We start from the raw sequence: 20,748 nt of genomic DNA, 5'->3' as shown, positions 1-20,748 counted from the left end.
GGGGGAGGGAAAAAATGTGCCGCATTGTCACAAAATCCGCGTCTGATGAGCGCGGCGGGACACATGCGGCTTGCAGCGTTATCGGACAAGGCCAAGCTGGATGCAAGGGATTTTCGAAACCGTCACCCGCGTTTTCATTGATGCTCAGGTGCCACGCCGCATCTGGCGGCGGATGTCGCCAAGCGAGATCGCACCGGTCACAAGGCTCGTAACCAGAAACAGGGCGATCCCCACCCCCACGAGCACCCCGAGCGTAAGTCCCCGCGTGATTAGCAAGGGAGCCTCAAGCCATGGGGTCAGATAGGCCGAGAGCATGAAGACGCCAACTCCCATGAGAACCGCGCAAAGGCAATAGAGCGCAAGGCGGCGGATTAGCTGCGCATCGGCATGAAAATGCCCGCGTCGCCAGAGTGTGACCCCCAGCAATAAAGCGTTGACCCAGCCGGCCAGAGTGGTCGCAAGGGCTATCCCCACATGCTGCAAAGACGGAAACATCAGAAGCGAGCCAGCCACATTGATAACCATGGCGACGGTTGCAAACTGCATCGGTGTCTTGGTGTCTTGACGGGCAAAGAAGCCCGGAGACAGCACCTTGTTGAGCACGAAAGAGGGAAGGCCGAGGGCAAAGGCCGCAAGCGCCATCGCCGTCATTTGGGTGTCGCCTGCATCAAACTGGCCGCGCTCGAACAACACCGCGATGATCGGGCCGGGCACCACCGCCAGCGCGACGGCGGCAGGCAGGGTGAGGAACATGGCAAATTCCATCGCCCGGTTCTGGGCATGGTAGACGGCTTCGGACTTCTCCGCCCGAACCTTGCGCGTCAGGTCAGGCAGCAGAACCACGCCAATGGCGATCCCCACGACGCCGAGCGGCAGCTGATAGATCCGGTCCGCATAATAGAGATAGGAGACAGCCCCTGCTTGAAAGGAAGCGATGATCGTGCCGATGGTGATGTTGAGCTGCGTCACGCCTCCCGCCACGATCCCGGGAATGCCAAGACGGATGAGCTTTCTTGTGTTTTCCGTGTGCCGGGGCCGTTTGAGGCTAAGCCGAAACCCGGCCCGCATCATGGCCCAGATGAGAGCCGCAAGCTGCACGAATCCGGCGATAAAAACACCCCAGGCCAGAAAATGCCCAGCCATGGGGTTGTTATCAACCCCCAGAAACAGGATCAGCATCAGGGTTGCGATCATCACCACATTGAGAAGGACGGGCGCAAAGGCTGCTGCCGCAAATTTTCCAAGGCTGTTGAGAATGCCTGACAGAAAGGCAATCAGCGACATGCACAGAAGATAGGGAAATGTGATCCGCGAGAGCACAACGGCCAGATCGAATTTGGACGGATCATCGCCAAAGCCCGGTGCCAGCACATGGATCAGGAGCGGCATGGCCAGTTCGGCCAACGCCGTGAACAGCAACAACACGAACAGAAGGCCCGCCACGATCTCTTCGGCTACCTTGCGCGCACCGCCTTCGCCCTGATCCTCAAGGGATCCGGCAAAAATCGGAATGAAGGCAGAGTTGAAGGCCCCTTCGGCAAACAGCCGCCGAAACAGGTTTGGCAGGCGAAAGGCAACAAAGAAGGCATCGGCAATTGGTCCGGAGCCAAGACTGGCGGCGATCAGGATGTCGCGGAAAAACCCCAGAAACCGACTGGCAAGGGTCGCCACGCCTACTGTGGCGAAATTTCTCAGCATGGACATCGAAGCATCCTTCCCTACCCATTGGGTGTCGATCACGAGCAAAGAGCCGGCGTGTAAAAAAAGGCCCATTGAGGGCCTTTTGTCTTATACGCGCAAATTCTGGCCAGTCAAACACCATCTGAGGGGCTAGCCTTGGGTCATTTGCGGCTATTCCTCAGGCGCTGTCGGGCGCTCCTTGAGCTTGCCTTTGAGCACTTCCATCAAGCGGGCTGAAATGATGTCCTTGCGGGCCGGGTTGGAGATCTTGGCACCGGTCAGGTCAGTCAGATAGAAGGCGTCGACAACCCGCTCGCCATAGGTCGTGATATGAGCCGAGGCGATGTCGAGATTGAGCGCGGAAATGGTGCGCGTCAGGGCTGACAGAAGACCGGGTCTGTCGAGGCCCTCCACTTCGACAACCGTTGCCTGGTTTGAGATTTCGTTGTTGACCGTGACTTTGGTGGTCGGGCGGAAGGTTTGCAGCCGCCGCTTGTGGCCTTCCTTCTGCTGCACGAGGGCTGGAAGCCGCGTTTCGCCCTTTAGGACCTGTACCAAAAGATCAACAATCCGATTGGCCCGGCGCCTTTCGTCATGGTCTTCGAGAAATTCCCGTTCGATCAGGATGGTATCAAGAGCCCGCCCGTCGGTGGTGGTAAAGATCATCGCGTCGACAATGTTGCCCCCGGCTGCCGAACAGGCCCCGGCAATCATTGACAGAAGGCGCGGATGGTCGGGCGCGAGAATGGTGATTTCGGTGATGCCTTCGAACTCGTAGGTCTTGATGGCCGTGGCCACCTTGTGCTTTTTCTTGTCGGCCTCGTAAATGAGCTCGGCATGGGCAACGGCGCTGTCCACATCGGTCCTCAGCCAGTAGGCCGAGTAATGCAGATCGAGATAGGCCGCAATTTCCGTCTCGCTCCAAGCGGAAAGCCGGTCTGCGACCTTTTCTTTCATGCGGGCAACGCGCGAATCGCGGCTCTGCTGCGAATGGCCACCGGTCAGGATCGGTTCGACCTCGGAATAAAGGGTGCGCAAAAGCTGGCCCTTCCAGCCATTCCAGACGCCCGGCCCGACGGCCTTGATATCGGCGATCGTCAGGATCAGCAGCATGCGCATCTGTTCCATGGTCTGCACGACATTGCAGAAATCAAGGATGGTCTTGCGGTCGGACAGATCGCGCGACTGGGATACCTGACTCATCGTCAGATGTTCCATGATCAGCCAGGCGACCTGTTCGGTCTGCTCGTCAGTCAGGCCCAGACGCGGGCACAGCTCGCGCGCAACCTGCGCACCGGCTGGTGAATGGCGCTCCGGGCGTCCCTTGGCAATATCGTGCAGGAAGACCGCCACATACAGCACGACCCGATCCTTGATCTTTGGCACCAGCTCATGGGCCAGCGGATGCTCGTCTCCGAGTTCCTGCTTCTCGATCTCAGAGAGAATGCCGACCGCCCGCAACAAATGCTCATCGACCGTATAGTGATGATACATGTTGAACTGCATCATTGCGACGATGCGACCGAATTCGGGGATGAATCGACCCAGAATGCCGGATTCGTTCATGCGCCTCAGCACACTCTCGGGATCCCGGCGCGAGGTCAGGATCCTCAGGAACGTAGCATTGGCTTTCGGGTCGTTGCGCATGTCGTTGTCGATTAGGCGCAGATTGTGATGGATCGCCTGCATGGCATCGGGATGCAGCAACAGGTTCTCTTGATCAGCCACCTCGAAAATGCGCAGGATATTGACCGGATTCTGGCTGATGACTTCTTCGTTTTCGACCGACAGCCGTCCGTGATCAATGCAGAACCCGTCTGCATTGCGAATCTTTCGCCGCCGAAACGGTATGGCATTCAGAAAGCGGTTGATGCCTGGAGCGGATCGCCCGAAATCCTCTTCAAGAGCTGCGCAGAAGACGCGCGTCAACTCGCCCACTTCCTTGGCAACAAGGAAATAGTGCTTCATGAAGCGCTCCACCGAATTCTGACCGGGGCGCGACTTGTAGCCCATCTTTTCCGACAGCTCGCGCTGAACGTCAAAGCTCACCCGCTCCTCGGGGCGACCGGTGAGGAAGTGCAGATGGCAGCGAACGGTCCAGAGATGGTTGTTGGCCTTTTTGAAGCGCGCATATTCTTCGGCCGAAAAGACATCGGCGTCGACCAATTCCTTGCCCTTGCGGACGCGATAGGCATACTGGCCAATCCAAAACAGGGTCTGGATGTCTCTGAGCCCACCCTTGCCTTCCTTGACATTGGGCTCGACCATGTAGCGCGAGTTGCCCTGCTGTTCGTGGCGCGAATCCCGCTCGCCGAGCTTGGCGGCGATGAAGTCCGCGCTGGTATTTTTCATCACTTCCTTGTCGAACTTGTCGATGAGGCCTTCATAAAGGGGCTTTTCGCCATCGATGAAGCGGGCTTCGAGAATGGATGTGCGGATGGTCATGTCGCTGCGTGACAGGCGGACGCATTCATCGAGCGTGCGCGTCGCATGGCCCACTTTTTGCCCCATGTCCCACAGCATGTAGAGGATATATTCGACCACGCTCTCGCCCCACGGGGTCTGCTTGTAGGGCAACAGAAACAGAAGATCGATGTCCGAGAAGGGCGCCAGCGTGGCGCGGCCATAGCCACCAACGGCAACGATCGCGAGGCGCTCGGAAGCAGTCGGATTGTCGACGCGGTAAACGTGATTGATGGCAAAGCGATGGATGAGCGTTATGAGCTGGTCTTCCAGATACGATAGGCGAATGGCGCACAGAATCCCGATGCCATCCTCTTCGAGCAGTTTTTCCGCGCGTTCGCGGCCCGTTTGCAGGGAGTCCTTGAAAAGTTGCAGGATATCGGCCCGTGTGGACAGGTCTTTAGCGTCCCCTCCGTGATCGGCAACAATCTTGTCGAGCTGTGCCTGCGTCGCATCAATGTCGATCAGGCCGTCTGTCTGGGGGGAAATTTTCATAACTCATGCCTTGTGTCCGAAAGGGACCTGTGAATTGCTGATCAAATCTGGCTATATGCCTACAAACCGGGCAGTGCCTCTTTTTGCGTCAATGTGCGACGAGGTCGACACCATCGTCAAGCGCAAATCCCGGGTGCCTTGATAACATATAGGTCACAACAGACCTTTAAGCCTGTAGAGCGCGTCCTGCGCTTCGCGCGGGCTGAGATCATCTGGGTTAAGCTCCATCAGGGCGTCCCGCAAAGCATCGACCTCTTGCGGGGTGATGGATGCAACCGGCCTTGAAAACAGCGGCAGATCGTCGATGGTTGCAGCCGGGGCCTGTCTGTCCCCCTCTTCGAGATGTTCCAGAACCGCCCGCGCTCGCTGGATCACGGCCTCGGGCAGCCCTGCCAGCTTGGCCACCTGAATGCCATAGGAACGATCTGCGGCTCCCGGCACAATCTCGTGCAGAAACACCACATCGCCCTGCCATTCCTTCACCCTGACCGTGGCGTTGATCAGGCGGGAGAGCTTTTCGTGCAAAACCGTCAATTCGTGATAGTGGGTGGCGAACAGCGCCCGAGAGCGATTGACCTCATGCAGATTCTCGATTGTCGCCCAGGCGATGGACAGCCCGTCGAAGGTGGCGGTGCCGCGTCCGATCTCGTCCAGAATGACGAGGGATCGCTCGCTGGCCTGATTGAGGATCGCCGCCGTCTCGACCATTTCCACCATGAAGGTGGAGCGCCCGCGCGCCAGATCATCCGCCGCCCCGACCCGCGAAAACAGGCGGTCAACCAGCCCGATGTGGGCAGTGGCTGCGGGCACGAAGGCACCCATCTGAGCCAATATGGCAATCAGCGCATTCTGGCGCAAAAAGGTCGATTTACCGGCCATGTTGGGGCCGGTGATCAGCCAGATCTTGCCATTCAGTTCACTGCCTTGCGGTCCGAGATCGCAATTGTTGGCGACGAACGGATCCCCGCCCTGTCGCTCCAGCGCAACCTCGACCACAGGATGACGGCCATTCTCCACTGCAAAGGCGAGGCTGAGATCCATGGTCGGGCGGCAATAGTTTCGCTCCGCCGCCAGAGAGGCAAGGGCCATCGAGACATCAAGCACAGCAAGCGCATGCGCTGCGTCCAGAATGATATCCGCAGCCTTGATGACCGCAGCCCGGACGCGCTCATAAATCTCCAGCTCGATCGCCGTCACCTTGGCACCGGCAGACGCGATGCGCGCTTCGAGGTCAGCCAATTCTGTGGTCGTGAAGCGTACTGCATTGGCGAGCGTCTGGCGGTGGATGAAAGTCTCATTGAGCGGCGCAGACATCAGCTTGTCCGCATGGTTGGCGGTGACCTCGATGAAGTAGCCCAGCACATTGTTGTGCTTGATCTTGGTGCCGCGCACCCCGGTTTTTTCGGCATAATCAGCCTGTAGCGATGCGATCACGCGACGGCTTTCGTCCCTCAAGGCACGCAGGTCATCCAGATTATTGTCGAACCCGGACCGAACAAAACCGCCATCGCGTTTTTGTAGCGGCAATTCGTCGTCGAGCGAGGCCGAAAGAAGCGAGCCAAGATCTGTCGGCATGGCCGCAAGGGCACTGCGGGCCCGGTCTATCTCGGACGGCATCGATCCGGGCAGACTGCTGCCATCGAGCCGTTCAAGCAGATCGGATATGGCCGAAAAGCCGCTGCGGATGGCGCCAAGATCTCTTGGGCCACCCCGGTCCAAGGACAGGCGCGACAGGGCGCGCGGCATATCGGGCGCGGCTTTCAGGGCTTCGGTGAGATCCTCGCGCAGACCCGTCTGTTCCAGAAACCATGCGACCGATTCCTGCCGCTCGAGGATCGGATCAAGCTCTGCAAGCGGGGCGGCAAGCCTTGCGGCCAGAAGGCGCGAGCCACCACCGGTCACCGTGCGATCGATGGTTGACAGGAGGCTGCCCTTTTTCTCGCCCGACAGGGTCCGCACCAATTCGAGATTGGCACGGGTCGCAGCATCGATCGACATGGTGCGGCTCGATTGCTCCCGTTGGGGCGGACTGAGAGGCGGACGGGCACCCAGCTGGGTTTTTTCCACATAGGCGAGGATCGCGCTTGCAGCCATCAGCTCGACCCGCTCGAACGATCCGTGACCATCGAGTGTGGACAACCCGAAATAACTCAGCAGGCGTTCTTCGGCCGTGGCACCATCAAAAAAAGCACGCGGCACCGGCGAAAAGGTTGCTCGCGACAGGTTCTCAAGGGGCGCAATATCCTCTTCAATCAGCATGTGATCGGCAACGATCACCTCGCGCGGATCAAGCCGGGCCAACTCGGCACCGAGGCGCAAGGCGGTCAGTGCCAGCACGCCGAAATCCCCGGTGGATAGTTCGAGCCACGAGAGCGCATAGTGATAGCCGTCGTCGCCCTTCCTCACGCGGGCAATGGCTGCGAGATAGTTAGAGCTTGCCGCATCCAGGAGGCTATCCTCGGTCAGGGTGCCCGGCGTGACCAGCCTGATCACGTCCCGCTGCACCACCGACTTTGCGCCCCGCTTTTTCGCTTCGGCCGGATCCTCGGTCTGCTCGCACACCGCGACCTTGTAGCCGTGGGAAATGAGCCGTTCCAGATAGCCCTCGGCGGCATGAACCGGCACGCCGCACATGGGAATATCGTCCCCCAGATGCTTGCCGCGTTTGGTCAGCGTGATGCCGAGTGCGCCCGATGCCTCCACAGCATCGTCAAAGAACAGCTCATAGAAATCGCCCATGCGATAGAACAGAAGACAATCCTGATGGGCCGCCTTGATATCAAGAAACTGCGCCATCATCGGGGTGGATTTTGATGTCACTGTCTGTTTGGATGCTGCTGTCTTGTCGGCCATGGATTGGTAAGGCTTTCTCTTGTCCCTGCATGCCTTGGGAGACAGGTTGGACTGTCTGATTTGCGGCAAGTTAGCAATTGGCCGAAGGCTCGGCCACATAGAGTAGCTATTTGACCGATTGTTTCCTGACAGACAACGCATTAATGTGCATAACTATATTTAGAACATTTGAAATACATGTAAGGACAAAGACTTATCTTGCCGACGCTGGAGCCGACAGATAAGCAAAAACGGAGGTTGAAAGTACGTGGCTGATGAAAATTTGAAGCCCGGCGTCTCGGTTACAGACGAAGAAGCGCTAGCATTCCATAAAAATGGTCGCCCGGGGAAACTGGAAATCGTTGCCACCAAACCCATGGCGACACAGCGTGATCTGTCTCTCGCCTATTCTCCCGGCGTTGCAGCACCCGTCAAGGCGATTGCAGAAGACCCATCTCTGGCGTTTGACTATACCGCACGGGGCAACTTGGTCGCCGTGATTTCGAATGGCTCGGCCATTCTGGGGCTGGGCAATCTGGGAGCACTGGCGTCCAAGCCGGTGATGGAAGGCAAGGCGGTTCTGTTCAAGCGCTTTGCTGATGTTGATTCGATTGATCTGGAAGTCGATACACAGGATCCGGAAGCCTTTATCAATGCTGTGAGATATCTTGGACCGTCGTTCGGTGGCATCAATCTGGAGGATATCAAGGCACCGGAGTGTTTCATCATTGAGCAGAAGCTCAAGGAAGTGATGGATATCCCGGTCTTCCATGACGACCAGCATGGCACCGCCATCATCGCAGCCGCCGGTCTGTTCAATGCCTTGCATCTGACCGGTCGTGATATCAAGGAAACCAAGGTGGTCTGCAACGGGGCCGGGGCCGCAGGCATCGCCTGCATCGAGCTCGTGAAGGCCATGGGCATTCCTCATGAGAATGTGATTCTTTGCGATACCAAGGGCGCAATCTATCAGGGCCGCAAAGAGGGCATGAACCAGTGGAAGTCCGCCCATGCCGTGCCGACCAAGGCCCGGACGCTGGCAGAGGCCATGGAAGGCGCGGATGTGTTCCTCGGGGTTTCGGTCAAGGGCGCGCTGACGCCCGATATGGTCAAGAGCATGGCACCGCAGCCGATCATCTTCGCCATGGCCAACCCGGATCCGGAAATCACGCCGGAAGAAGTTCGGACCGTGCGCACCGATGCGATTGTCGCGACGGGGCGGTCGGACTATCCCAATCAGGTCAACAACGTGCTCGGGTTCCCCTATATTTTCCGCGGTGCGCTTGATGTGCTGGCAACCGAGATCAGCGACCACATGAAGGTCGAAGCGGCCCGGGCCCTTGCTGCTCTGGCGCGTGAGGATGTGCCGGACGAGGTGGCCAGTGCCTATCAGGGCAACCGGCCCAGATTCGGCCCTGAATATATCATTCCCGTGCCGTTCGATCCGCGCCTGATTTCCGCCATTCCGCCAGCCGTTGCCAAGGCCGCGATGGAAAGCGGCGTTGCGCGCCGTCCGATTGTCGATCTGGAGGCCTATGCCAATCAGCTCAACGCCCGGCGGGATCCACTCGCCTCGACGCTTCAGCGGGTCTACTCCAAGGTGCGGCGCAATCCCAAGCGCGTCGTCTTTGGCGAGGGCGAAGAGGAGCAGGTCATGCGCGCGGCGGTCTCGTTCGTCAACGAGCAGCTGGGCACAGCCGTGCTTGTTGGTCGCGAGGATCTGATCCGGAAGCATGCAGAGGAAGCCGGCATCGAAATCGACCGTCCTGGCATCGAGCTGGTCAATGCGCGCCTGTCATCACGCGGCGAGGACTATGCCGACTATCTCTATCGTCGCCTCCAGCGCAAGGGCTATCTCTATCGCGACTGCCTACGCATGGTGAACAATGACCGCAACGTCTTTGCAGCTGCCATGGTGGCGATGAACGATGCCGATGCGATGATTTCGGGTGTGACGCGCAATTACTCGATCGTGCTTGAGGACATTCGCAAGGTGATCGATCCGCGTCCCAATCACCGGATCATCGGTGTCAGCATCGCTCTTTGCAAGGATCGCACGGTGCTCGTGGCTGACACGGCGGTGCATGAGATGCCCAGCTCGGAAGAACTGGCCGATATTGCCGAAGAGGCATCCGGTGTTGCGCGCAAGTTCGGTATCGAGCCGCGCGTTGCCATGCTGGCCTACTCCACCTTTGGTCATCCCGAGGGCGAGCGGTCGGATCGGCTGCGTGAAGCGGTTGGCATTCTCGATCGTCGTCGCGTTGACTTCGAATATGATGGAGAAATGGCGGCCGATGTCGCGCTGAGTGGCGACCTTATGGAAACCTATCCCTTCTGTCGTCTTGGCGGTCCGGCCAACGTGCTGGTCATGCCTGCGTTCCACGCAGCGTCGATCTCAACCAAGATGTTGCAGGAGCTCGGTGGCGCAACCCTTCTTGGCCCGCTTCTGGTCGGCTTTGACAAGCCGGTTCAGATCTTGCCAATGGGTGCCAAAGACACCGAAATTGTCAATATGGCAGCTCTTGCGGCCTACAATCTTGGCGCTTGATTCGAAATCGAAACGATCAAATAAAAAAGAGCGGCAGTTTATCTGCCGCTCTTTTTTTTAAGTCTGCTGGATCGGGACCGCCAGATGGGACGCGGCAGGTCTAAAGGTGCTTTGCAACGGCATCCTTGACGCAATCGGTGTTGTAATGCAGCACATATTTGGGATCGATATTCTCCACCGGCAGGATGATGAAGACATCGGTTGTGCCGAACTGGTAATCCACCATGGCGCTTTCACCGAAATGGCATCCAAGGCGCATGTAGGCCTTCACCAGCGGCGGCAACAGACGCAGAGCCTGCTTGTCGTTGATCTCCTCGGGCGGCATCTGGTCAAGGGGCACCCGAATCTCGGGCCACGCCTCGACGCGCCATTCCTCCGGTGCCTTGGCCTGCTTGGACAAGAACGTGAGGGGTTCGGCCATTGCCTTCGGGTCGGTTCCTTTGAGAGAGGCGCATCCGATCATCACGTCGATCTTGTGAATCTGCACATAGGCCCAGATGCCCTGCCACAACAGCTCAATGGTGCGCTTGGTCCGATAGTCCTTGAGCACGCAGGAGCGCCCAAGTTCGAGAAAACGTAGGTCCTTGTGGGTGTCGAGGATATGCCGGATGTTGAACTCGGAAGCGGAATAGAAGCCGCCATAAAGATCTGCCATTTCCTGCCGGAGCAGGCGGTAGGTGCCGACGATACGCGGTTCCCGGCGGCGGAATTTCTTCTGGGGCGAATCGTGATCAAGCACCAGAAGGTGGTCGCAGATCGCATCGAAGGCATCCGCATCGCGGCGGGTGAATTTGGTGTGGCTGTCCGGTTTGGCGGCCATCTCTTTGTAGAAGACCTTGTAGCGCAGACGCTGCGCCTTGCGGATTTCCCGCTCGGTCTGGGCCAGTCGGATTTCCAGTGATCCGACACGGCCAAGGGTGATCGGCCTGTCGCTGATCGGACGACCATCCCGCAGGCGATTGCGCCGCATGGCGGTCAGGATCTTCTTGGGCAGGTTCGTTCTCACAAATGGCGGAGTGTCCGGCATTGGATGCTGTTTGGAGAGCTCGGTTTCCCGCTCGAGCATGACCATTCTTTCCGTCCCCTTCCCTGCCACATGGCACGCAGTGCGCTGCGCATGTGGGTGCCTTTCTATGCAGTGGCCTGATGGTGAACAGCCAGCTCACCGGTCTTTCGTCAATGCGCGGACGTTATCATGGCGCGCATGGGTCCGAATTGATCGAGCACTACACGTCTATCTTATTCCCAGAACTATAGTCGACAATCGCCATTTGGCCAAAACAACTTCTGTGCTTCCTCCCGGACTGGTCGGAAAAACTACCAGTGCAATAGAACAGTTATATGACATTACTTTGTCAACTCAAGAACTTCTCGGATGCGGCTGACCAGGAGATCCGGTTCGGACGGTTTGACGATAAAGGCGTCGAATCCATGCCGTTGGCAGGCGTCCTGGGTCTCCTGCAACGCGTCGGCCGTAAAGGCGATCTTGGGGATGCGGCGTCCGTGCTGCTGATCGCGTTCCTTCATGGCGTCAAACAGGGTCATTCCGTCCATGTCGGGCATATGCAGGTCGATCAGCGCCAGATCAAAAGCCATCGTGTCGCCGTCATAAAGAGCCAGCGCCTCGGTGCCGGATTTGGCAAGCCCTACCTGCATTCCCTCTTTGGTCAGAATCGTGTGCGCCAGAAGAGCATTGATTTCATTGTCTTCCACGAGCAGCACATGGGGTTGCTTTTGCGGCTCGGCAAGTGAAACAGGCTCGATGACGGAGGGCGATTCGGATTCGAAATGATCTTTGTTTTCAGCTGCGGCAGGATGTCCCAGCAGCGCCAGATGCAGCGAAGCCTGCCGCACGGGTTTGACCAGATAGGCGTTGATGCCACCTTCGCGCATCTGCGGAATCACTCGCCGCTCGCTCGGCTCAAGCAGAATCACGCGACTGCGCGGAACAGGCCGGGTGAGCTTTCCGCCTTGAAGCGGATGAAAGGCGGCAATGATTCGTTCTGCCTTGTTCGGGTCTGCGCCATTGATCAACAGATGATCAGGAAGGATGTCATCCCCCTGTTGCTGCCATTCATCAAGGCTGAAGCTGTGAAACGCGATGTCCCAGTCCTTGCAATAGGCGTGCAGTGCCCGCTGATCAGCCTGTGTCAGATCGATACCGACGAGCCGATCCCCGGCAAGCTCGGCCCCGATCTTTTGACTGGCCCCGATCTTTTGACTGGCCCCAATCTTTTGACTGGCACTGACTGGCCCGGAAGGGCGGCTGGCGATCTCTGCGCCACCGCCGACGGGCTGGTCTTCGTCCCCTTCGTTGAGCCAGGACGCATCGAGTTTCAGTGTGAAAGTCGAGCCCTTGCCCAGTTTGCTGGAAAGAAGAATATCCCCCTGCATCATGCGCGCCAGACGTTGCGAAATGGCCAGACCAAGCCCGGTGCCTTCATGACGCCGCGTCCGGGCCGTGTCGGCCTGCTCGAACTCTTCAAACAGGCGGGCATGCATGTCTTCGCTGATGCCCGGGCCCGTATCGCGCACGGACAGAAGAATCGTCGCCACTTCGCCCTCGACGGGCGGGGTCTCACAGTCAAGCGACAGGTTGATGGCACCCTCAGGGGTGAATTTGATGGCATTGCCAACCAGATTGACGAGAATCTGCCGAACCCGCACCGGATCAATCAAAAGCTTGTCGGGTACGGACTGTCCCACCCATGAGGCGACCGACAGGCCTTTTTCTTGAGCGTCGGGGGCCAGAAGCTCTACCACGTCCTCCATCAGCCGGGCTGGCGAGGTCCATTCGTGGCTCAGGGTCATCTTGTTGGCTTCGATACGCGACAGGTCAAGCACGTCATTGACGAGCGCCAACAACGCGGTGCCGGATTGGCGCAAAGCCTGACTGTAGCTGGCTTGCTCGGCTGTCAGGGTCGTTGATTCCAGCAAGGTCGCCATGCCGATGATGCCATTGAGCGGTGTTCGCATCTCGTGGCTGATCGTTGCCAGAAAACGGGATTTCGCTTCACTTGCCGCTTCCATCTGCTTGTAGGCGGTCACATCCCGGGCGATGACCAGACGGCGTTCGCCCTTCTGGGTCGAGCGCATCATGGTCTCGGTCCAGCGAAACCAGCGTGGCCCTTCTCTCGTTTCGATCAGTTTTTCCCAAAGGGGATCGAGACAGCCTGGCCTATCATCGCCCTGAAACAGGTTGATCGCCGACTCGTCGGGCCGGAAAGGTGATCCCTCATCACTCGGCTCGAAAAATCGGGCGAAGGAATCATTGGCAAAATCCACGGTCCCATTCGGTCCAAGATGCAGAATGATGTCGCCCTGCCGATTGAGCAGGGTCTTGTATTTGTGCTCCGCCTCGCGCAACTCCCAATTCTCGTCCTGCAATTGCTCGCACGCGTGATCAAGGCGTTTGATCTGCGAGCGCAGGCCCTGATCATGGCTCGGACGGGAGGGGGGAGTGGAGGATTTGTTGCCGGATAAACTGACTGCCGCAGCAAGGGCGATGCCTGCCATTCCCCACAAAAGGGCACCGATCCAGATCCATGCCCCTTCGAAAGTGATCGCAAAGGCGCCACCACCAAGCAGTAGAAAGCCGATCGAAAAAAGCGCCGATCGCATCATCGCGGGCTTGTGGTCAGGGGGGCGTGGCGTGTGATGCTCGGGGTTTGACATGGAACCGTCCAGAAAACTCTTTTCTTTCTTGTATCACAAGCCGGAGCGCAATTTCTCGTGCAAATGTACGGATGGGCGCAGAGGTTCGAACGTGGTTAAGCCTGCAAAAGCAAGATTGCAATTTGCTCACCATAGCCTACTTTGGAATAGAGCAACATTTTGCAGTGAGCGCTGCACCCGCAACAAGGAGAGTGTCGTGAGTAAAATGACCCGAATCGAAATCAAAGGGTACGGTGGACCGGAGGTGATGAAGCTTGTCGAACGGGATATTCCAGAGGTCGGCCCCGCACAGATTCTGGTTCGGCACGAGGCGGTCGGGGTCAATTTCATCGACACCTATCATCGCACTGGCCTCTACCCGGTCCCGCAGCTTCCCTCGGGTCTGGGCGGTGAGGCCGCTGGCCTAATCGAGGCGATCGGCGCGGATGTCGAGGGCATGGCCGTTGGTGATCGCGTCGCCTATTGCTCTGGTCCCATAGGATCTTATGCCAGTCACAATGTCATTGCGGCGGACAGCGCCGTGCTGTTGCCCACCAGCATTTCGACCAAGGATGCAGCTGCCTCGCTGCTCAAGGGACTAACTGTGCAATATCTCATTCGCCAGATCTATCCGGTCAAGGAAGGTGACACGGTTCTGTTCCACGCGGCGGCCGGTGGCGTCGGCACCATTGCCGTACAATGGTTGAAATCTTTGGGTGCCACAGTGATCGGGACCGCCGGATCAGAGGAAAAGGTGAAACTGGCCAAGTCGTTGGGCTGTCAGCACGTCATCAATTACAAAACTGATTCGGTTCCGGAACGGGTTTTGGAAATTACTGATGGCAAGAAGCTTCCTGTCGTGTTCGACGGCGTTGGCAAGGACACGTTCATCGACAGTCTTGACTGTCTGGCGCCACGTGGTCTGATGATCAGCTTTGGCAATGCCTCTGGTCCGGTCGATGGTGTCAAGCTGGGGATTCTGGCGGCCAAGGGCTCGCTCATGGTGACACGCCCGACGCTTGTGCATTTCATCGCAACGCGCCAAGCCCTTGATGCGGCCAGCTATGACTTCTTTGCTGCTCTTTCCTCCGGTGCCGTCAAGATCGCACCGCCTGCGGAATATGCTCTTGCGGATGCCGCCACGGCCCATGAGGACCTGTCCGGGCGCAAGACCACCGGGTCACTGGTTCTGGTTCCCTAACCGCTCAAGCTGCTGCCGAAACACCGACCGGCGAATATCGCCGGTCTCGATGCGCTGCCGCCAGGCTGCAATCACCGTCTCGACGTTTTCCTCGAGCGGCTCAAGCGCATCAAGCTCCAGATCATAGCGCAGACCCTTGTGGATGCTGTGATAGTCGGCAACAGCACTGCCTCTTGGTCGATCACCGCGGGCTTTCTCCCGCGCTTCGAGAATGTCGATCGGACAATGCAGGCCGATGAACAGGACCTCAAAGGGCTCAAAAAGCCTGACCAACTGATCGAACCAGCCCTCTTCGTCCAGAATGTGCTCAAGGATCAGGTGGTTGCCTGCTGATGCATAAGCCTTGAGGGAACGGTGATAGCCATCAAAAAAGCACTGGCGGGCCAGTTGCCAATCAAACTCACCCGACTTGAAGCGCTTGCTAGGCAGAACGCCGGAATCACGCAGATGGTCAATGGAAATGTGCCAGAAAGGGAGGGGAAGGGCGTCTTGCAACGCCCTCGCCAATGTCGATTTGCCCGATGAGGAGGCCCCGTGCAGAAACAGGATCTGCGCAGTCTCAATCATCATCTTGAATGCGCCCCTTGAAGCGATCGGAATCCTTCACCGCATTCTTTACCATCTTGCCGAAAGTCTTGGAGCGTCGGCGGTTTTCTGCGATCGTTTCGGTGTTGCGATTGTCTTCGGCCTGCAACTTGCGCCAACGATCCAGCCGGTCCGCTTTTAGTTCCCCGGACGAGATGGCAGCCTGAACCGCACACTTGGGTTCGGTGTCATGCTGACAGTCGCTGAACTTGCATTGTGCCGCCAATGCCACGATATCATCAAACACCTGCTCGATGCCGGTGCTCTTTTCGTGCAGCCTGAGGGCGCGAATCCCCGGCGTGTCGACGAGCCATGCGCCATTGACGGTGCGATGCAGGGAACGGAAGGTGGTTGTGTGCCGCCCCTTGGCATCATCCTCGCGGATGTCCCGTGTGGCATCGGCCCGGTCGGTCAGGGCATTGAGCAAAGTGGTTTTGCCCACACCGGATGACCCCACCATGGCAACTGTCCGGCCCTTTTCGACCCAAGGCGCGAGCGAATCTGCCGCTTGGGTATCCTTGGCATTCAGACCGATAACATCCACCCCGGCCATCAGGTCCCTTGCGGGTTCCAGATAGCGCTCGGGATCGTCGCACAGATCCGTTTTGGTGATCAGGATTACAGGCGTTACGTCCGCGTCCCTAGCCAGCGCCAGAAAGCGTTCAAGGCGCGCAAGATTGAAGTCGTCATTGCAGGATGAGACGATAAACAGCACATCCACGTTGCAGGCCATGATCTGTTCGGACACATCCGTGCCCGCAGAGCGGCGTTTGAGCTCGCTCTTGGGATCAAGACGCCGGACGATCTGGTCGGTATGGTCGGTGAGCACCCAATCGCCGACGCCAAAATCCGACGTTGGCACCTTGTGCGGCGTGCGCAGGGGCCTGGCCCCACTTTCACCAAGACCCATCACGATGGTTCGCTGGATTTCCGTGATGCGAAAAGGGGTGAGGGTGTCCAGCTCGTTGATGTCGAGCTGGCTCATGAAATGGGCAGTAAAGCCAAGTTCGGACAGGGTCCAGCCGGGTTTCCTGTCAGGGGCTTTGCCAAGAAAGTCTTCGAAGGAAGTCATTGTCTTGCCTTAAGAACATACTTTTTGGTCGGCGCAAGCCTCGCGGCAAGGCCGTTGATCCAGGCAAGATCCGTCATCCATTCAGATGCCGTTTGCCCGGAGGGACAAAAAGACACTCATAAATATCCTCCTTCAGGGCTTGGTTGCTGGCAGGTGCCAATTTTCGGCACCATGCAGGGGAAAGTTGTGTCCCGATCTTAGTCAAATGCCGGGCTCTTGTCACCTGTCTTCATGTGTCACCTGAGAGGAAGACAGAGAAATGAGAGATCGCATCATGAAGCGGAAGAAGAGCCATCCGGCTCCCAGCCTTCTGGCGCGAGGGTGAAGCCCTCGAACTGAAAGGCCGGTGCAACGACACAGCTGACAAGGGTCCAGTCACCAAGGGATTGGGCCGATTGCCATGCGTTTTTTGGAACGATTGCTTGCGGTGCCTGACCGTTCAGAATGTCCGGGCCGAGGTTATGCTCGACCACATTCTGCCCGTTTTCAGCCATTTTAAGAGATAACGGGGCACCATCATGCCAGAACCAGCTTTCCACCGCATCAACACGATGCCAGTGGGAGCGCTCTCCGGCCTTGAGCAGAAAATAGATCGCGGTGCAATGACCGCGACCGTTGCTGCCTTCGTCATCGCGGAACGTCTCGACGAAATAGCCGCCCTCCGGGTGGGGCTGCATGTCAAGCGCTGCGATAATCTCGTCGGCTGAGGCCATGTCCCACTCCCGGCGGTTGGCTATCGGTGGTTAACCGCTAGACATCGAGGTTTGCGACATTCAGGGCATTGTCCTGAATGAAGTTCCGGCGAGGCTCGACTTCATCGCCCATCAGCTTGGCGAAGATGTCATCCGCGTCGTCGGCTTCCTGCACTCGAACCTGCAACAAAGTCCGGACATCCGGATCCAGCGTTGTTTCCCAAAGCTGCTCGGCATTCATCTCGCCAAGACCTTTGTAGCGCTGCATGGCAATGCCTTTGCGTCCAAGCGTATAGACTTCCTGCAGCAGCGAAATCGGACCGTAGATGGTGTATTCCTTTTCGCGGCGGCGCATGACAGTGCCATAGTCAAAGCCCTCTCTGAGCTCCGACCCAAGCCGATTGAGCTTGCGGGCGTCGGCCGACTGCATCAAAGCGGAATCAAGAATGGCCGCCTCCTTCACGCCGCGCACCGTGCGTTCGAACGCATAGTTTCCGTCATCGTCGATCGTGCCGACCCAGCCCCGCTCTGTTTCCTCGGCAACCCTGTCAAGGCGACGGGCAACACGGGCGAGGGCTTCTTCGATGGCCTTGTCGTCATCGGCGATGTCCGGATTGAGCAAGCCGCTGATCGCTGCCTGCTCGACCACCGAACGATTGTAGCGGGAATGCAGACTGTCGAGAGCCTTCTCGAAGGCCCGGGCTTCATCAAGCAGACCGCGCAAATCGGAGCCGGCCCGTTCAACACCGGAGCCGGTTGTCAAAACCGCTTCATCAAGACCCGCATCAATGAGATAATTCTCAAAGGCGAGTTCATCCTTGAGATATTGCTCGGACTGGCCACGCTTGACCTTGTAGAGCGGTGGCTGGGCGATGTAGAGATGACCGCCTTCCACAAGTTCGGGCATTTGCCGGAAGAAGAAGGTCAGAAGCAGGGTCCGAATGTGAGCGCCATCGACGTCAGCATCGGTCATGATGATGATTTTGTGATACCGCAGCTTTGCGGGATTGAATTCATCCTTGCCAATGCCCGTTCCGAGCGCGGTGATCATGGTGCCGATCTCCTGACTGGAGAGCATCTTGTCAAACCGGGCGCGTTCCACGTTGAGGATCTTACCGCGCAGGGGCAGGATGGCCTGATTGGCACGAGACCGTCCCTGTTTGGCCGATCCACCAGCGGAATCACCCTCCACCAGGAACAGTTCAGACTTGGCAGGATCTCTTTCCTGACAGTCGGCCAGCTTGCCGGGCAGAGAGGCGATATCGAGCGCGCCCTTGCGTCGGGTCAGCTCGCGTGCCTTACGGGCGGCCTCGCGGGCCGCGGCAGCTTCAACCACCTTCGATACGATTGTCTTGCCTTCGGCCGGATTTTCCTCCAGCCACTCATTCAGCGCGGCACTGATCAGGCTTTCGACAACGGGCCGGACTTCCGAGGAAACCAGCTTGTCCTTGGTCTGGGACGAGAATTTCGGATCTGGAACCTTGACCGACAGAACGCAGGTCAGTCCTTCACGGCAGTCATCGCCTGACGGGTTGACCTTTTCGCGTTTGAGAAGACCTGAGCTTTCTGCATAGGCGCTGATCTGACGTGTCAGCGCTGTGCGGAATCCGGCCAGATGCGTACCCCCATCCCGCTGCGGGATGTTGTTGGTGAAACACAGCACATTCTCATGGTAGGTATCGTTCCACCACAGGGCCGCTTCGATGGTGATGCCGTCCCGCTCCGAGGAAACGGCGATCGGCTTTTCGATAATCGGCTTCTTGGCCCGATCCAGCCAACGCACAAAGGCTTCAAGGCCACCATCGTAGAGCATCTCCTCGACAACCGTGTCCGCCCCGCGATTGTCCGTGAGCAGGATCCGCACCCCAGAGTTGAGGAAAGCAAGCTCGCGCAGCCGATGCTCAAGCGTTGCGAAGCTAAACTCGATATGGGTGAAGGTCTGGTTGCTGGGATAGAAAGTCACCTCGGTGCCCTGCTGTCCATTGGCCGGACCGACGATCCTGAGCGGGCTGACGGCGTCGCCATGCGCGAACTCGATCTCGTGCTCCAGATCATTGCGCCAGATGCGCAAGAGAAGCTTGGTCGAAAGCGCATTGACAACCGAGACACCCACGCCATGCAGGCCGCCCGAGACCTTGTAGCTGTTCTGGTCGAACTTGCCGCCAGCGTGCAGCTGGGTCATGATCACTTCGGCAGCCGAGACACCTTCTTCGTGATGGATATCGGTGGGGATGCCACGGCCATTGTCCGTAACCGTCACGGACCCGTCCGCATTGAGCGTCGCGGTGACCAGGTCAGCATGACCGGCGAGCGCCTCGTCAATGGCGTTGTCGACCACCTCATAGACCATGTGATGCAGGCCAGATCCGTCGTCAGTGTCCCCGATATACATCCCCGGGCGCTTGCGTACCGCGTCGAGACCTTTGAGGACTTTGATCGATTCTGCGCCATACTCAGCGCTGTCACTGTTATTCTCAATATCGCTCATGCGAATCAGTCATCCTTTGGCTTGAGCTAACCTCTCACTTATAATTGGTTTTTCGCCTTATTCAACTGAACTGGCGAGAGAGGAGAGGTGAAGTCGGGGCCTTCTGTGGAGAGTTATCCGCTCACGCAAAATTTGCGTCTGGTTTGGGGCTTTTTGGGGCAAAATTTAGCGGAATTTCGGCACCTTCTGCAGGCTTCTGATATAGGCCAAAATCTGCGCGGATTCAACCTGATTGAGCGCTTTCACGGGCTTCATCGGGCCATACTTCCAGTTGGTCTGCTCCACACCCTGAAAGATCGCCTTGACAAAGGCGCGATCACTGAGCTTGTCGGGCATGTAGAGCGGGTGAACGAGGGGGGGGGCGAAGCTGGTGCCACGCCCTTCGATGCCATGGCAACTCATGCAATTGGCGTTATAGAGACTTAGGCCGGTCCGCCGGATCTGATCGCCATCAAGTCCCTGTTTCAAGATCGGGCCATCGGCGTTGTGCCCGCCGATCTGGCTGATGTCTCCCCCACTGAAAATCAGCAGCAGAAGGGATGAGACGGACAGGAACAAAATCAGAAAGCTGTTTCTTGATCGGGCAAATTTCCAGCGTTTCCTGCGTCTGACCATGATCGTCTCGCCCCGTTACAATGCCGAAACGCCGGCGAGACGCCGGACGAGCTCAAGGAACAGACCGAACGGGCGACTGACCAGCAGCATCAACAGGATGGCTGATCCAATGGCGGTCAACGCCTCCTCAATGCTGGCTCCGGCGATGAAAAGCGTCGCTGCATAGACCGGGACCTGAAAGCTGATGAAGGCAAGTCCGTCGATCAACATGCGCATGGGTTCTGACCCGGGCAGCACCTTTCTAAAGCACCAATCGCGATAAAGGCCGTAGGGCCGCCCGGTGGCGACCATCACCGGCACCATGATGAGGCGCGTGATCAGCATTTGCTCAAGGCTGAGCTGGGCAATGTACAGCTCGACAAACCCTGCAAGGACGGTGAAGAACAGAATTGTGGCCAATGTGTCGGTGATTGTCGTTTTCAT

General features: G+C 58.0%; 13 protein-coding genes. 2 read left to right on the top strand and 11 right to left on the bottom strand.

Going from position 1 to position 20,748, the window contains the following annotated elements:
• Positions 1-144: 144 nt before the first annotated feature.
• From murJ to mutS, 3 genes are all read right to left on the bottom strand, one after another.
• Positions 145-1,773: a murein biosynthesis integral membrane protein MurJ gene (gene murJ / locus CPH65_RS02695; protein ID WP_371359398.1), complete on the bottom strand. Its 1,629-nt coding sequence runs from the start codon at positions 1,771-1,773 to the stop codon at positions 145-147.
• Positions 1,774-1,851: 78 nt separating this feature from the next.
• Positions 1,852-4,638, bottom strand: coding sequence for a [protein-PII] uridylyltransferase (locus tag CPH65_RS02690; RefSeq protein WP_096172015.1), 2,787 nt, complete (start codon positions 4,636-4,638; stop codon positions 1,852-1,854).
• A gap of 153 nt (positions 4,639-4,791) precedes the next feature.
• Positions 4,792-7,491 carry a DNA mismatch repair protein MutS gene (mutS, locus tag CPH65_RS02685; RefSeq protein WP_244574520.1) on the bottom strand — a complete coding sequence of 900 codons (2,700 nt, stop codon included), beginning with the start codon at positions 7,489-7,491 and terminating at the stop codon, positions 4,792-4,794.
• A 247-nt stretch (positions 7,492-7,738) separates the two neighbouring features.
• Here mutS and CPH65_RS02680 point away from each other — a divergent pair, with 247 nt between their 5' ends.
• Positions 7,739-10,018 carry an NADP-dependent malic enzyme gene (locus CPH65_RS02680; RefSeq protein WP_096172014.1) on the top strand — a complete coding sequence of 760 codons (2,280 nt, stop codon included), beginning with the start codon at positions 7,739-7,741 and terminating at the stop codon, positions 10,016-10,018.
• A gap of 100 nt (positions 10,019-10,118) precedes the next feature.
• Here CPH65_RS02680 and CPH65_RS02675 read toward each other — a convergent pair whose 3' ends face one another.
• Both CPH65_RS02675 and CPH65_RS02670 read right to left on the bottom strand, forming a co-directional pair.
• Positions 10,119-11,090 (bottom strand): GNAT family N-acetyltransferase, encoded by a 972-nt coding sequence (locus CPH65_RS02675; protein WP_244574519.1) that lies wholly within the window; start codon positions 11,088-11,090, stop codon positions 10,119-10,121.
• A 275-nt stretch (positions 11,091-11,365) separates the two neighbouring features.
• On the bottom strand, positions 11,366-13,693 hold the full coding sequence (locus CPH65_RS02670) for a PAS domain-containing hybrid sensor histidine kinase/response regulator (RefSeq protein ID WP_096172013.1): 2,328 nt from the start codon (positions 13,691-13,693) through the stop codon (positions 11,366-11,368).
• Positions 13,694-13,898: 205 nt separating this feature from the next.
• Here CPH65_RS02670 and CPH65_RS02665 point away from each other — a divergent pair, with 205 nt between their 5' ends.
• The gene (locus CPH65_RS02665) at positions 13,899-14,873 is read left to right on the top strand and encodes a quinone oxidoreductase (protein ID WP_096172012.1); all 975 of its coding nucleotides are present in this window, start codon (positions 13,899-13,901) and stop codon (positions 14,871-14,873) included.
• Here the strand turns inward: CPH65_RS02665 and CPH65_RS02660 are convergent.
• From CPH65_RS02660 to alaE, 6 genes are all read right to left on the bottom strand, one after another.
• Positions 14,853-15,443 carry a chloramphenicol phosphotransferase CPT family protein gene (locus tag CPH65_RS02660; RefSeq protein WP_244574518.1) on the bottom strand — a complete coding sequence of 197 codons (591 nt, stop codon included), beginning with the start codon at positions 15,441-15,443 and terminating at the stop codon, positions 14,853-14,855. The genes CPH65_RS02665 and CPH65_RS02660 overlap by 21 nt on opposite strands.
• On the bottom strand, positions 15,433-16,530 hold the full coding sequence (rsgA, locus tag CPH65_RS02655; protein ID WP_096172011.1) for a ribosome small subunit-dependent GTPase A: 1,098 nt from the start codon (positions 16,528-16,530) through the stop codon (positions 15,433-15,435). Before rsgA ends, CPH65_RS02660 begins: the two co-directional genes overlap by 11 nt.
• 272 nt (positions 16,531-16,802) lie before the next feature.
• Positions 16,803-17,243, bottom strand: a complete 441-nt coding sequence (locus tag CPH65_RS02650) for a cupin domain-containing protein (RefSeq protein ID WP_096172010.1) — start codon at positions 17,241-17,243, stop codon at positions 16,803-16,805.
• Positions 17,244-17,280: 37 nt separating this feature from the next.
• Entirely contained in the window at positions 17,281-19,710 is a 2,430-nt protein-coding gene (gene gyrB / locus CPH65_RS02645) for a DNA topoisomerase (ATP-hydrolyzing) subunit B (RefSeq protein WP_096172009.1), read from the bottom strand.
• A gap of 165 nt (positions 19,711-19,875) precedes the next feature.
• On the bottom strand, positions 19,876-20,325 hold the full coding sequence (locus tag CPH65_RS02640) for a cytochrome c (protein ID WP_096172008.1): 450 nt from the start codon (positions 20,323-20,325) through the stop codon (positions 19,876-19,878).
• A 15-nt stretch (positions 20,326-20,340) separates the two neighbouring features.
• Positions 20,341-20,748, bottom strand: a complete 408-nt coding sequence (gene alaE / locus CPH65_RS02635; protein ID WP_096172007.1) for an L-alanine exporter AlaE — start codon at positions 20,746-20,748, stop codon at positions 20,341-20,343.

It is taken from the genome of Cohaesibacter sp. ES.047 (genome assembly GCF_900215505.1).
GTDB lineage: Bacteria > Pseudomonadota > Alphaproteobacteria > Rhizobiales > Cohaesibacteraceae > Cohaesibacter.
Note: the sequence above shows the minus strand (reverse complement) of the source record. Positions and strands in the feature narration are given on the sequence as shown.